This window comes from Poseidonibacter lekithochrous (genome assembly GCF_018861145.1).
Classification (GTDB): domain Bacteria; phylum Campylobacterota; class Campylobacteria; order Campylobacterales; family Arcobacteraceae; genus Poseidonibacter; species Poseidonibacter lekithochrous_A.
The window spans coordinates 64,205-77,756 of record NZ_JAHKQT010000044.1; the positions used below are offsets into that span (position 1 = coordinate 64,205).

Genomic DNA, 13,552 nt, shown 5'->3' on the forward strand with positions numbered 1-13,552 from the left:
AAGTAAAAAAAGATTTACCATATACTACTATTTCAAATAAAAAAGAAGGAGTACTTATCGCGAAGAAAGAGTACTTCCTTTCATAATTTTTTGCAAAAGCTTACAATATGCTAGTATGAAAATTATTGCTATATATCCTAATTGAAGAATAGTTATTGATTTTTGTGCCATTATAAAATGTATTGTTATTAAGATTAAAGCTAAATATATAAACTGATGTTGTTTTTTATACTTTTTAAATAAGCTCTTTGTTGATGTAAGAGTCATAAATAAAAGTATAAAAAATGCGATCATTCCTAAATAAACAAATGGCTTATCAATTGTCTCTTCAATAATAAATGCAAGATCAAACTCTGCATCAAAAACTACAAAGTTTACTAAATGTAAAAAAGCATAAAAGAAGCCAAATAAACCTATTAATCTTCTATATTTCATAAAGTTTATTTTTTTACTAATTAATGAAATTGTAATTGAAAAAAATAGTATTACAGTCGCGGTTACACCTGTAACTGTATATATATATTTTATAGGGTCAACTACATCTTCTAAAACTAAGATTTGCAAGCTTAACACGGCTAAAGGAACTAGTAGTACTAGATATATTAATAATCGTTTCATTAAATAAACTTTTTCAAATCCATTCCAGTATACATATGTGCAACTTCTTTTTCATAGCCATTGTACATTAAAGTTTTTTGTTTCAAAAACTTTCCTAGAACTCTTTCTTTTTTTTGAGACCATCTTGGATGATCTACATTTGGATTTACATTTGCATAAAATCCATACTCTTTTTTATTCGATCTTTGCCATGTGTTTAATGGTGCTTTATCTACAAATGTTATTTTTGAAATAGATTTTATAGATTTAAAACCATATTTCCAAGGTACAACTAATCGCAAAGGTGCTCCATTTTGATTTGGAAGTGTAGAACCATAAAGTCCAGTTGCCATAAACGATAATTCATTCATAGCTTCATCCATTCTAAGACCTTCAACATAAGGATAATCAATAGTTGAGAAAACTCCACGTGATTGATCAGGGAACATCTTTTCATCATATTTAGTCTCAAATCTAATATATTTTGCACCTGATAAAGGTTTAGCAAACTTAATTAAACTTGCAAGGGAAAATCCATTCCAAGGGACAACCATCGACCAACCTTCAACACATCTAAATCTATAAATTCTCTCTTCAATTGAAAAGTTTTTTACTAAATCATCTAATTGAATTTTAATAGGTTTTTCAACTAATCCATCAATTTCTATTTCCCAATTATCTGTTTTTAAAGTATGAGCCATATCTTTTACACCTTTTTTAGATGTTGTAAATTCATAAAAGTTATTATAAGTTGTGATTTGCTCATAAGTATTTAGTTTTAGGTTATTGATATTTTTATCTTTTAAATATTGTAAGTTAGGAACAGGAATATCATCTTTTGCAAGTGCTTCAATTAAAGCACCTGATGCTACTAATGATGCAGCTCCAAGTTTAATAAAAGTTCTTCTTTTATTAAATAATTCTTCAGGTGTCACTTCTGATGATGAGATATCCCACGTTGGTTTTTTTATTATATTCATAATTTACCCTTTTACTCTAAGTATTTATATTCTTTTGATGATTATATATATTTAGTGTAAAGGGCGTGTTTAGAAAAGATTTATTTTTTGATTATTTGCCTTTGATTAAAATTGTAAGATATTTTGTTGACCAAATAATTAAACCAGCTACTAAAAGGAAGGCAGTAAAATTAAGTAAGAAAATATAGTTTAAATCAAAGTTTAAAGAAAATGAAGTAAATATTCTTAAAAAGGCAATTACTTGAATAGCAATAAATATCGTAATCGCAAACTTCCCCGCAAATGGTGTAACACCTGAATGCCCTAAAACAACTCTTGTTCCAAAACCAACTAATACAGTTACAAAATAACCTAAAGCTAAAGTATGAATTACAGCTTTTTCAAAAATGATTTCTGGATTATATATATACATAAAAGATTCAATAACAGATATAAAGAAAGCAAAAGGTATCCAATATAATGAAATAAATAAAACCCACATAATAGCAGTAACTTTAAACGTAGGAAGATTCCATTTTATTAACTCTCTTGTAAATACAATCAATAATGGAATATCTGCAAAAAGATTTAAAGCATTATTTTCAAATGCTAGTAAAAAGATTTTTAGAGTTAATAATCCATAAATAATAGGAAGTAGATTTTTTGACTTATTTACTACATAAGTAGGTACTTTTGTTTTTGTAAAAAATGGAATCATTCTTTGAGAAACAGTAAATATTATCATAAATAAAAATAGGTAGAAGCCTACGTTTGTCGCAAAATGTGCAACTGTAAGAGAATATGTAAAATCAAAAGAACTCATAATAAATAAAAAGTGAGCTAAGATTCCTGTTAAAAATGCTATTAATATCCATTTTGTATCTTCTTTTACAGCAACGATACTTTTTTTGTGAATTGAATAAAGTAATTTAAAACTCAATATTTGAGCAAGAAGCATTAAAATTTGAAAAAGAATAGTAATACTTGGTAGAACTATTAATGTTAGAAGAATACCAATAGAACTTATGAAATAAAGTTGAAATTGTTGCATATATATTTTTGGTGAGATTTCAGCTTGTGATAAAAATCTTGGGAAAACTACAAAAAGAAAACCTAGAAAAAACTGAATAAATACAACAAAAATCATTGTGTATGCGTGGTAAGTTAAAATACTATTATCTAAACTTAAAACATTTGAGTATGAAGCTATAAAAAGCATCATAAATAAAATAAAAAATATAATTCCGTTTGTGAAAAAAGGTTGGTGAGGCTGAGAAGAAAACTTCTTGTACCATGTATTCAATATATCTGACATATCATCTCCTAAAATAAAAAAGCCACTTAAAAAGTGACTCTTTTTAACTTTTTGAAGTATATCAAATTGTAATAATCAAAACCTTGATTATTGACAAGTCCCACAACAAGAAGTTGATGTTGCATCACTTAATGCTGCAAGTGCGGCATCATAGTTTGGCTCTTCAGTAATCTCTGGACAAATTTCTTTGTAAGTAATAACACCTGAAGCATTAACTACAAAAACTGCTCTACAAGCTACACCAGCTAATGGTCCAGTGGCAATTAATACACCATAAGATTTAGCAAAAGCTTTAGCTCTGAAATCTGAACCAACAGTTAAGTTTTCGATTCCTTCAGTTGTACAAAATCTACCCATTGCAAATGGTAAATCCATAGATACAACAATTACTTCAGCATTTTCAATTTTTGCTGCTTTTTCGTTGAATTTTCTTGTCTCTGCTGCACATACTGCTGTATCTAATGATGGTACGACTACAATTACTTGTGATTTACCATTTTCTCCACCGATTTGAACATCAGATAAATCTTTTGCTACAACAGTTACGACAGGTGCTTTATCACCAACTTTAACTTCTGCTCCACTTAATTCTACTTCATTACCTTTTAATTTTGTTGTTGCCATATAATTTCCTTTTATTTTTAATATTTCTTGACATTATAATAAATTCGGATAAATATTGTCTTAATTGAGACCAATCAATTTTAAACTGTTACGATTTAACTCTAATACAGTTATCTTCTAAAACAATTTTATCATCATTTAATAATTTTGTTAGTGTTGCTTTAAAAGCTTTTTTACTAACACCAAATGCTTTTTTAATATCTTCTGCATCACTCTTATATGTAAAGTTCATTTTTCCACCATTTTGAACTAAGAGTTCATAAACTTTATCATCTTTAACTTTTTTACCAATTTCTTGTAAAGAGATATCAAGTTTATTATCATCTCTTATTTTTTTAACATAAGCTCTTTTTCTATCTCCAAAATAAACATTTTCAAAGATTTCTGTATGGAAAATCATCCCATCATATAAATCATTTACAATTACTTTATATCCAAGAGGAGTTTTAGAATATACTAAAATTTCTACCTCATCTTTTTCTTCTAAACCTTTGATATCTTGATCTAGTGTATATTTTTCAGTAGCGATTAATCTATCTGTTTTTTCGTCAAGAATCATTTTAAGAACTTTAAAATGTCCTTTGTGAAAAATACTTCTTTGTTTATTTTTAGGAACTAAAATATCTTTAGGTAATCCAATATCAACAAAAGCTCCAAAAGGTGCAGTATCTACAATCTCTAAATATGCAAATTCATTTACATAAAGATATGGATCAAGAGTAGTTGCTACTAATCTATCTTCACTATCTGTATAAATAAATACATCTAAAAAAGAGCCTAATTCCATCTCATTTGTTACATAAGCATTAGGAAGAAGTACTTCTTCTCTATCTTCACTGATTAAATAAATACCTGGTTCACTTTTTCTATATACAGCAAGTTTATTTATTTCACCTACATATATTCTTTCATTTATTATTTGTTCTTTTTTTACTTCTCGATTTTCAATCATTTTTAGTTATTCCGTTCGTTTAAATTTTTATTATTATAGCTAAATATAACTTTTCTAGGTCTACTACTTAAGCTATTGACATTTTAGAATACTTATTCTATAATAATGTTTATTAAATACAATAAGGAAATATATGAATATATTTGTAAAAATCACAACACTTTTAAGCGGTCTTCTTTTAGTAAGATTTGTTATATCGAAGTTTTTTGCTTGGCCAATTTCAGTTCAGGCTTTTATAGAAATGGCTAAACCTATGGGAATAGATCCTACATTTTTTAGATTATTTACAGGAGTTATTATTCTTATAGCTTGCGTAGGTTTTTTTATTAGTTTTTATTTATTAATAAGAGGTAGAGTAAAAACTCAATCTAAAGAATTAATATATACAGCATTTTTTTATTTATATGGAATAGGTGCAATGACAGGTGCGTTATTAGCAGAGTTTCTTCTTAGAGATCAACCTAAGATGCCTCTTGTAATTATTGCACTTTTTATTTTGATAACATCAACTATAAACTTACTTAACTTAAGAAAATATAATATTTTAAGCTCTCTTAAAAGCTTATCATCTTCAAAAAAGTAAACTAGTACAAATCCTCATTTAAATAAGAGGATTTGTACTTATACCTCTATCACTTAATTCTTGAGATAAAATATCTTCTAATCAATTTTACAATTGTTAAAATCACAACGGCCACAATAATAATACTAGCTCCTGAACTAATATCATATACATATGATATTCCAAGTCCTAAGATAGTAAATATTGTTGCAAGTATTGAGCTTAAAATCATCATTGAAGATAGTTTATTAGCAAAAGTTTCTGCCAGATATGTTGGTATTGTTAACAATGCAATTACTAAAATTAAGCCAACTGCTTTAATTGCAGCAACCACACATAAAGCCGCAAGGATTAAAATAAGTGTATAAAAGAACTTTACATTAATTCCCCGTAATCTTGCAAATTGACTATCATATGAAACTGTTAATATCTCTTTATAGAAAAATACAACTATTGAGATAATAAAAATATCTAAAATTGTCATATATAAAATATCATCACTTGAAACTGCAATAATTGAACCAAATAAATAAGACATCAAGTCTACATTATATCCAGGTGTCAAATCTACAAAGACAATTCCTATTGCCATTCCAAAAGCCCACATCATACCGATTATGGCATCTACTCTATTTCTATTATTTAGTGTTAATATTGAAATAATTACAGCCGTGATTATCGCAAAAATAGTTGCACCAAATAATACAGGTAAACCTAAATAAATTGCAATTCCAATTCCACCATAAGAACTATGAGCAATTCCTCCAGCTAAAAAAGTAATCTTATTTACAACAACTAATGAGCCAATAATACCAGCAGCAATTGAGATTAAAACTCCTGATATTAGTGCATTTTGTATAAAATCATATTCTAATATTTCTAACATTTCATTTCCTATTAATGCTTATGATCACAGCAAACTTGTGTTTTACCTAAAGCTGATAAAAGTTCAACTTCACATAAATGTTCATCTGTAGTATTTATATCTTTTTGTATTTTTTCTAAAGCATGATAAACAATATTTTTATTTACATGAGCAACATTCTTTGCATAATTTAATAAAATAGAAATATCATGACTAACTACTACTATACATATATGCTTATTTAACTCTTTTAATAGTTCATAAATTTCATTTTGACCTTTTACATCAATACTTGCCGTTGGTTCATCTAAGAGCATTACTTTTGGATTTGAACATAAAGCACGAGCTATAAAGACTCTTTGCCTTTGACCTCCACTTAAGTCACCTATTTTTCTATTTGCAAACTCTTCCATTCCAACTTTTTTAAGTGAGTGCATTGCACAATCTGTATCTGCTTTGTTATATCCAAAAAGTTTTTTAGCCCCTCCTATATGTCCCATGAGAACAACTTCTAATGCAGTTATAGGAAAGTCAAGATTTAAGTTTGTATTTTGTGGAACATAGCCTATTAATTCATTTTTAATATTTTTTGTTATCACACCATTTTGAGGTTTTAATAAACCTAAAATAAGTTTTAATAGAGTTGATTTTCCTCCACCATTTGGGCCAATGATTGCTAAAAAATCATCATCTTGAATAGTTAGATTGATATTTTCTAAAACTTTAAAGTTATTTTGATAAGAATAAGATAATTCTTTTATATTTAGTATTTCCAATATTTACCTTTATTTGCAACAAGGTCGCAATTGTAGCTAACTTTTGGTTAAATTATCTTTTATTTAAATATAAGCTCTTATATAAGCCCATACAAGTCCGATATATTCATGAAAAGCTACTTTAACTTTATATAAATTCTCACTTGAGAATATATTACTATAACTTTTAGAAACATCTGCCAAATTGTATGTTGGAGCTGCAATTGGATTTAAGCCCTGCTTTTTAAATAGTAAGATTGATCGCTTCATATGTGAAGCACTTGTCACTAAAATGAAAGGTTTCTCTCCTACAATCTTTTTCATTTCAATGGCTTCTTCTCTTGTATCTCTAGGCTTATCAAGTTTTCTTATTTTATCTTTTTTTACACCTAATGATATTGCAAGTTGCGAGGCCATAAACGAGTGATAATTTTTATCAAAGCCCTTATATCCTGAAAATACAATCTTAGTATTTTCATCTTTTGCTTCCAAAATTTTAAAAATTCTAATACCTTCATTTATACGAATACTAGCAGTACTTGATAATTGAGAAGTAATACTTAACTTTTCATTTGTAATATGTCCTGAGCCTAAAACTAACACATATTCAACTTTAGGAATATCAAATAGTGCTTTATGTGAGTTTTCTAAAGGATTTATAATTGCATTGGAAATAGGTTGAAAAGATAAAAGAATAAACCATAAAAAACCTAAAACTAAAAAAAATTTTGCTTTTGCATATGAGTTTATAAGCAAAAAATATAAAGCTAGAAAAAGTATAAAAAGGCCTAAGGGAACTGGTAATAAGAAAGCTGAAATAATTTTTTTAAAAAGAAACATCTACTTTCCTATAAGAGCAGTTGTATATCCTACAACTCTTGATTTATCATTAGTCACATCACAACTTGTACTATAATCTAATACTTTTGCATTTAATGATTTACTAATTGCTATTTTTAAAATAGCTTTAATTCCTATTTTTCCACAAGCTTCACTATTTTCTAAGATTGACATATCTTTCTTTTCAATCCCTTTTATGCAATTTAGATCAAGTTCTTTGGCTTTTTCTAAAGAATAAAAATGACTTAAATCAGTACTAATTACAAGAAGGTTATCTTTATCTTTTATTACCTCAGCTATTAATTCACTCAATGTATTAAAGTCCTGATTTCCATATATTATTTCTATAATTTTTGCATTTGGGAAATGATATTTTATAAAAGGGGCTTGTGTTTCAGTTGAATGTTCAAATGTACATTCTTCATTTATATTTAAAAAGCTATATTTTTCTTTTAAATCTTTTGAAAACTCAGTATCTACTTGAATATTTCCCAAAGGCGTTTCATACTCATCATCTAAACAAATATGTGAGCCTTCAAAATAAACATGATGAGAAGGACCTACTACTATTACTCTTTTAGGATTTTGTTCTGAGCATAAAAAATAAGATTTATTTGCAAGGTTCCCGCTATAAATAAATCCTGCATGTGGTGTGATTATTGCATTTATATGTTCAAAACTATTTTGGGTTTCAATCTTAGAAAAACTTTTAATTAAAGAAAGAAGTTCCTTTTTCTCATTAGGGTAAAAACTTCCTGCAACAACAGTTTTTCTAATACTCACTATCTCACCTTTATAACTTCATAAATAGATACATCAATACCTTTTTCTAAGGCATCTTCTTCAAAACTACCTTTATGTAATAACTGTTTAAAAAACTCTTCAAAGCTAGGAATTTGTTCCCATACTTGTGGTAAAAATGTTGAACGAGAATCTTCATCTTGTAAAACTACACCATGCGTTCCAACTTTTATTTTTGATTTTAAATCTTCTAAGCTAGTGTATTCTAGTTTTAAAGCAGGAGTTAAAATAGATATTTCTAAATCTATTTTTGCATACTCTTCTTCACTTAATTCTAAAAACCTTGGATCTAAAAAAGCAGCATTATAAGCATTTTCAACAATATCATCGATTAACATTCCATATACTTCTAAACTTCCAATACATCCTCTTAGCTCATTATCTAATTTTAATGTTACAAAACAGGCACCTGGTTCTTCTAAAAAAGGGTAGTTTTTAAGTAGCTCTTCTTTATCTATTTTTACTGTCTCATCAAATTTTGATTTGATTGAATCATGTGCAATTTTTAACAATATATCTTCACTCATAAGAACCCTTATTTTATAATATCTTTAATGGCTTCAATAAATTCATCACTTGCATTTACACATTTACAAACTTTGTATTCATTTACACCTATTTCTTCAGCAATTTCTTTATACTCAATAGTTAATTCAAAATCTGTTTCAGAATTATCAACAATAAAAGCAAGAGGATAGATAAGTACATTATCATCTTTAAAATCAAGTAATGCATCATCAAGTGATGGTTCCAACCATTTTAATGGCCCTACTTTTGATTGATATGCTAAAGATATTGAGTTAAATTCAATACCTCTTTGTCTTAAGATATTACTTAAAATATCAACATGTTCAATCATTTGCTTTTCATAAGGATCACCTGCATCAACTATGTTTTGAGGTAAACCATGAGCTGAAAATAGAAGATTATATTCACTAGGATTTTCAACATTTTTTACTATTTCATTTATTATACAATTATTAAATAATTCATTTTTATAAAAAGGTTCAATTATTCTAGTTTTAAAGGCATTTTTTGAATATCTTTGGAAATCTTCCAATGAGGATTTTGTTGTAGTTGTAGAATATTGTGGATATAAAGGAAGAAGAATCACTTCTTCAATTCCATCTTCTTTCATCTGTTTTATTACATCTTTAGAAAAAGGTGGAGTATATCTCATAACTTGATATGTTTTATATTCGTCTATTTTATTATTTACTTTTGAAACTAATTGTTCTGTTAATTTATTTATAGGAGACTCATTTCCAATTTCTTCATAATTCTTCCATGCCGAATTAAGTCTTGAATTTACAATAAAAAATGCTATTAATTTACGTAAAATTGGATTTACTGTTAATATATTTTCGTCATTAAACATATTTGTTAAAAACATTTTTAATTCATCTTTACTTCGTGCTCCACCCATATTAAGTAGTACTATTGCTTTATTAGTTTTTTGCATTATCTTCTAACCTTATTATTTTATCGCTACACCATTTTGCCATTTGCTCATCATGTGTTATTAATAATATTGCACATGAATCTAAATATTTTATAAGAAGTTTCATTACATCATATGCCATGATATTATCTAATGCAGATGTTGGTTCATCTACAAGTAATAGTTTTGGTTTCATTAAAAGTGCTCTTAAAATTGAACATCTTTGCAACTGTCCACCACTTAGCTCATGAGGTTTTTTATCAAGTAAATTTCTTTCTAAATTTAGTTCTTTTAAAAAATCTTTTAATTCTTTTGAAAAATCTCTTCGTACTACATCTTCTAATTGTTCAAATATTGAGTATGTGGGATGAAATGAATTATATGGATCTTGAAAAATAAGACTTAAATCTTTTTTTTCTATAGTTCCCTTTTGAGGTTTTATTGTTCCCATTATTAACTCAAAAAGAGTTGTTTTCCCACTTCCACTTTTCCCAAAAATAGTTATTAATTCACCTTGTGTTAATGACAGCGAAAAGTTTTTATAAATAGGAGCATTTTCTTTATATGAGAAATCTAGATTTTTTATATCTAAAATAAATTCGTTATTCAATATTATCACCTTAAATTTAATAGATACTATATAAAAATATGCCTTTATATTTGCAAAATTAAAATATCATAAACATTATTAACACAATTAATCTACAATTATTTGTAACACTCCTATTTATACTTAGCTTTTAATATAAATTATTAAGCTAAGAAAAAGAAAAAATAGCTAGAATATTTGTTCTAATTTTAAGGAGAAAATAATGAAAAAACTTGTATTAACTACATTAGTTGCAGCTGCAACAGCAGTAACTTTATCTGCTGCATCTTTCGCTGCATGTGCTGCATGTCATGGACAAAAAGCTGAGAAAAAAGCTTTAGGAAAATCACATATTATTGCTGGTTGGGATGTTGCTAAAACAACTGCTGCTTTAAATGGATATAAAGATGGTTCTTATGGTGGCGCAATGAAAGCCGTTATGAAAGGTCAAGCTATGAGATTATCTGACGAGGATATTGCTGATTTAGCAAAACAAATTGCAGCAATGTAATTAATTTTATTTTTTAAAGCTAGTCATTTTTATGACTAGCTTTTTCTTTTTCTTCAATTTTTAAAGCCTTAGCTTCTTTGGCTTCTTTTATTTTTCTTTCTTTATTAATAGCATCATTTAAATCATCTGTACTATCAAACAACATTCCATCTATAAGTTTATTTGAATCATCAAATTGCCCATTTTTTGCAGCCCATACAAATAAAAGTAATAAACCTGCGGATATTATTATCCCAACTATTAACATAAAAAAAAGTGTATCATCTATCATTTATTTTCCTTTTTCTATTTAATTTTAATTCTAAATGAATTCAGTACAACTATTAATGAACTTAAACTCATAGATAATGCAGCAACTAAAGGAATCACATACCCAAACATTGCAAAAGGAATTGTGATTAAGTTGTATACTAAAGATATAACTAAATTTTGCTTTATAAACTTATATGTTTTATTTGAAATTTCAAAGGCATCTTTTAAAGATATTAATGATGAATTTAATAAGACAATATCAGAAACTTCCATAGAGATATCAGCAGATGTTCCCATTGCAATTGCAACATCAGAGTTTGATAGAGCAACACTATCATTAACTCCATCTCCAACCATCACAACAATTTTCCCCTCGCTTCTTAGTTTTTTAATATATTCAGCTTTGCTAATAGGTGTCTGTTTTGATAGATATTTTTTAATATTTAACAAAGTAGATATTTTAGATGCAACTTGATCATTATCTCCTGTTAACATTATAACTTCAATATCTTTTTTTTGTAAAAATTCAATTAATTCAAAAGCATAATCTTTTACTTCATCAACAAGTTCAAAACTTGCAATTACTTCACCATTAATTGCAAAAACATAGACACTATTTTCAACTTTTAAATCATATTGTATTTTCTCATCTAAAATAAGATCAAGACTTCCACCAAGTAATTTTAATGTTTTAGATGTATTTGTATTAATAAATTCAGCACTCATACCTCTTGCATCAATATTTTTAACATTACTTAATTTTTGTGATTTTAAATCATATTTTGAAAGTAAATACTTTTTAACAGATTTACTAATAGGATGAGTTGATGTATCTAAAAGAGAGTAAAGTAAATTTAGTTTTTGTTTATCTTCATTTAATATTGAAGCTTTTACAACTGAGAGTTCACCTTTTGTTAAAGTCCCAGTTTTATCAAATACTACAGCATTTACTTTTGCAAGTGATTCAATAAACTTAGCCTCTTTAAATAATAAACCTTTTTTAGCTAGCTCTGATATTCCTATTAAACTTGCAATTGGAGTAGCAAGGGCAAGTGCACAAGGACAGGCTATTACGATTACAGAGATTGCTACAATAAATGACTTTTCAAAATGATTAGTCCCTTCATAATCAAACCCTAAATCAAGTCCAAAAAAATACCAAACAACAAAAGTTAATAAAGATAGAGTTAAAATAGATACAGTAAAACCTTTTGAAAATTCATTTGCCTTATTTTGAATTTGTGGTTTAGAGTTTAAAGAATCTTCAAGCAATGTAACAATTGATGAAAAAGTAGAGTTTTTAAAATTTTTTGTAACTTCAAAGTGTATTAAATTATTACTATTTATTGTTCCACTATAAACAGTATCACCTACTTTTTTAAAAATAGGAACTGATTCACCTGTTAAACTAGCTTCATCAAAAGTACCCTCACCTTTTACAATCACACCATCAACAGGTACTTTATCACCTGTTTTAATTTCAATAATATCTCCAATATTTATACTATTTAAAGCTACTTGCTTTTTATTCTCACCATCAACTACAACAGCTTCTAAAGGTAGTGAAGATTTTATTTTATCAAGTGTATCAACTGCTGATTTTTTTCCTATTACTTCAAGATATTTTCCAACTAATACAAAAGTAATAATCATCGCAACTGAATCAAAATAACTCTCGCCTTTTGCACCGAATAAAATAAATAATGAGTATATGTAGGTTAGAAGTGCACCTGAACTTACAAGGAAATCCATATTTAAAATTTTGTTTTTTAGGCCATAATATGCACCTTTAAAAAATACCCATCCAGAATAAAATAAAACAGGTGTAGCTAATAAAAACTCACCTATATGAATCATATGCATAACTTCTGGTGTAATTCCTGTAAAAAAACCAGTATATTTTGCAACACTTAACATCATGATATTCATACTTGCAATTACTGCAACCATCATTTTTATAAAGTATTCACGTTTTGCCTTTGTTGCTTTTTCATCTGCAATAGAAGAATCATATGCATACGCGTTATATCCAATAGATCTAACTCTTAATATAATATCAGATAATTTTAACTCATCCCCATCCCAAATTACCTTTGCTTTATTTGTAGTAAAATTTATATTGGCCTCAACTAAACCTTTAGTATCATGAAGTATTTTTTCATTTAGCCATACACATGCAGCACAATGAATTCCTTCAATAATCAAGTCAACTTCGTAGAAACCATCTTTATTTATAGTTGTATAGTTATTCATAAAGCTATCAGTATCAAATTTTGAAATATCGTCATCATCCAAATTCAAAGGAGGAGTAATAGTTTTATTCCCTAACTTATCATAAAAAGAATCTAGGCCATCACTTTTAAGTAAATGGTAAACTCCCTGACAGCCTTTACAACAGAAGTTTAACTCATCTTCTTTTATCATAATTTCATTATCAAAACTCAAATGACAATGATTACATTTTACTTGGGACACTCATAACTTCCTAT

General features: G+C 27.3%; 16 protein-coding genes. 2 read left to right on the forward strand and 14 right to left on the reverse strand.

The genetic code is table 11. The features are described from left to right. Positions 1-54: 54 nt before the first annotated feature. The 5 genes from KO488_RS14970 to KO488_RS14990 form a co-directional block, all read right to left on the reverse strand. On the reverse strand, positions 55-618 hold the full coding sequence (locus KO488_RS14970) for a sulfite oxidase heme-binding subunit YedZ (protein WP_216059615.1): 564 nt from the start codon (positions 616-618) through the stop codon (positions 55-57). Beyond that, positions 618-1,577, reverse strand: coding sequence for a protein-methionine-sulfoxide reductase catalytic subunit MsrP (gene msrP, locus KO488_RS14975; protein WP_216059616.1), 960 nt, complete (start codon positions 1,575-1,577; stop codon positions 618-620). Before msrP ends, KO488_RS14970 begins: the two co-directional genes overlap by 1 nt. 91 nt (positions 1,578-1,668) lie before the next feature. Continuing rightward, positions 1,669-2,871 carry an NnrS family protein gene (locus KO488_RS14980; RefSeq protein WP_228319239.1) on the reverse strand — a complete coding sequence of 401 codons (1,203 nt, stop codon included), beginning with the start codon at positions 2,869-2,871 and terminating at the stop codon, positions 1,669-1,671. A gap of 87 nt (positions 2,872-2,958) precedes the next feature. Further along, a complete protein-coding gene (prx-suh, locus tag KO488_RS14985) occupies positions 2,959-3,495 on the reverse strand; it encodes a thiol peroxidase Prx-SUH (RefSeq protein ID WP_216059617.1) in 537 nt (178 codons plus the stop codon). Positions 3,496-3,583: 88 nt separating this feature from the next. Beyond that, a complete protein-coding gene (locus tag KO488_RS14990) occupies positions 3,584-4,411 on the reverse strand; it encodes a S1 RNA-binding domain-containing protein (RefSeq protein ID WP_216059646.1) in 828 nt (275 codons plus the stop codon). A gap of 169 nt (positions 4,412-4,580) precedes the next feature. Between KO488_RS14990 and KO488_RS14995 the strand changes: the two genes are divergently transcribed. Then, positions 4,581-5,030, forward strand: coding sequence for a hypothetical protein (locus tag KO488_RS14995; RefSeq protein WP_216059618.1), 450 nt, complete (start codon positions 4,581-4,583; stop codon positions 5,028-5,030). Between the two features lie 49 nt (positions 5,031-5,079). Here the strand turns inward: KO488_RS14995 and KO488_RS15000 are convergent, their stop codons facing one another. From KO488_RS15000 to KO488_RS15030, 7 genes are all read right to left on the reverse strand, one after another. Further along, positions 5,080-5,895: a metal ABC transporter permease gene (locus KO488_RS15000; protein WP_216059619.1), complete on the reverse strand. Its 816-nt coding sequence runs from the start codon at positions 5,893-5,895 to the stop codon at positions 5,080-5,082. Between the two features lie 11 nt (positions 5,896-5,906). Then, positions 5,907-6,650, reverse strand: a complete 744-nt coding sequence (locus KO488_RS15005) for a metal ABC transporter ATP-binding protein (protein WP_216059620.1) — start codon at positions 6,648-6,650, stop codon at positions 5,907-5,909. A gap of 63 nt (positions 6,651-6,713) precedes the next feature. After that, positions 6,714-7,469 carry an ElyC/SanA/YdcF family protein gene (locus KO488_RS15010; protein ID WP_216059621.1) on the reverse strand — a complete coding sequence of 252 codons (756 nt, stop codon included), beginning with the start codon at positions 7,467-7,469 and terminating at the stop codon, positions 6,714-6,716. Continuing rightward, positions 7,470-8,252 carry an AmmeMemoRadiSam system protein B gene (amrB, locus tag KO488_RS15015; protein WP_216059622.1) on the reverse strand — a complete coding sequence of 261 codons (783 nt, stop codon included), beginning with the start codon at positions 8,250-8,252 and terminating at the stop codon, positions 7,470-7,472. Next, positions 8,252-8,797 (reverse strand): AmmeMemoRadiSam system protein A, encoded by a 546-nt coding sequence (amrA, locus tag KO488_RS15020; RefSeq protein WP_216059623.1) that lies wholly within the window; start codon positions 8,795-8,797, stop codon positions 8,252-8,254. Before amrA ends, amrB begins: the two co-directional genes overlap by 1 nt. An 8-nt stretch (positions 8,798-8,805) precedes the next feature. Continuing rightward, positions 8,806-9,732: a ferrochelatase gene (gene hemH, locus KO488_RS15025; RefSeq protein WP_216059624.1), complete on the reverse strand. Its 927-nt coding sequence runs from the start codon at positions 9,730-9,732 to the stop codon at positions 8,806-8,808. After that, positions 9,719-10,321, reverse strand: a complete 603-nt coding sequence (locus KO488_RS15030; protein WP_216059625.1) for an ATP-binding cassette domain-containing protein — start codon at positions 10,319-10,321, stop codon at positions 9,719-9,721. The genes hemH and KO488_RS15030 overlap by 14 nt, the downstream gene beginning before the upstream one ends. 202 nt (positions 10,322-10,523) lie before the next feature. On the opposite strand from KO488_RS15030, the gene KO488_RS15035 reads away from it, so the two are divergent. Continuing rightward, positions 10,524-10,811, forward strand: a complete 288-nt coding sequence (locus KO488_RS15035) for a c-type cytochrome (protein WP_216059626.1) — start codon at positions 10,524-10,526, stop codon at positions 10,809-10,811. Between the two features lie 19 nt (positions 10,812-10,830). On the opposite strand, the gene ccoS is transcribed toward KO488_RS15035, so the two are convergent. Together ccoS and KO488_RS15045 are read right to left on the reverse strand one after the other, a co-directional pair. After that, positions 10,831-11,082: a cbb3-type cytochrome oxidase assembly protein CcoS gene (ccoS, locus tag KO488_RS15040; RefSeq protein ID WP_216059627.1), complete on the reverse strand. Its 252-nt coding sequence runs from the start codon at positions 11,080-11,082 to the stop codon at positions 10,831-10,833. A gap of 14 nt (positions 11,083-11,096) precedes the next feature. Next, the gene (locus KO488_RS15045) at positions 11,097-13,538 is read right to left on the reverse strand and encodes a heavy metal translocating P-type ATPase (protein WP_216059628.1); all 2,442 of its coding nucleotides are present in this window, start codon (positions 13,536-13,538) and stop codon (positions 11,097-11,099) included. Between the last annotated feature and the right edge of the window lie 14 nt (positions 13,539-13,552).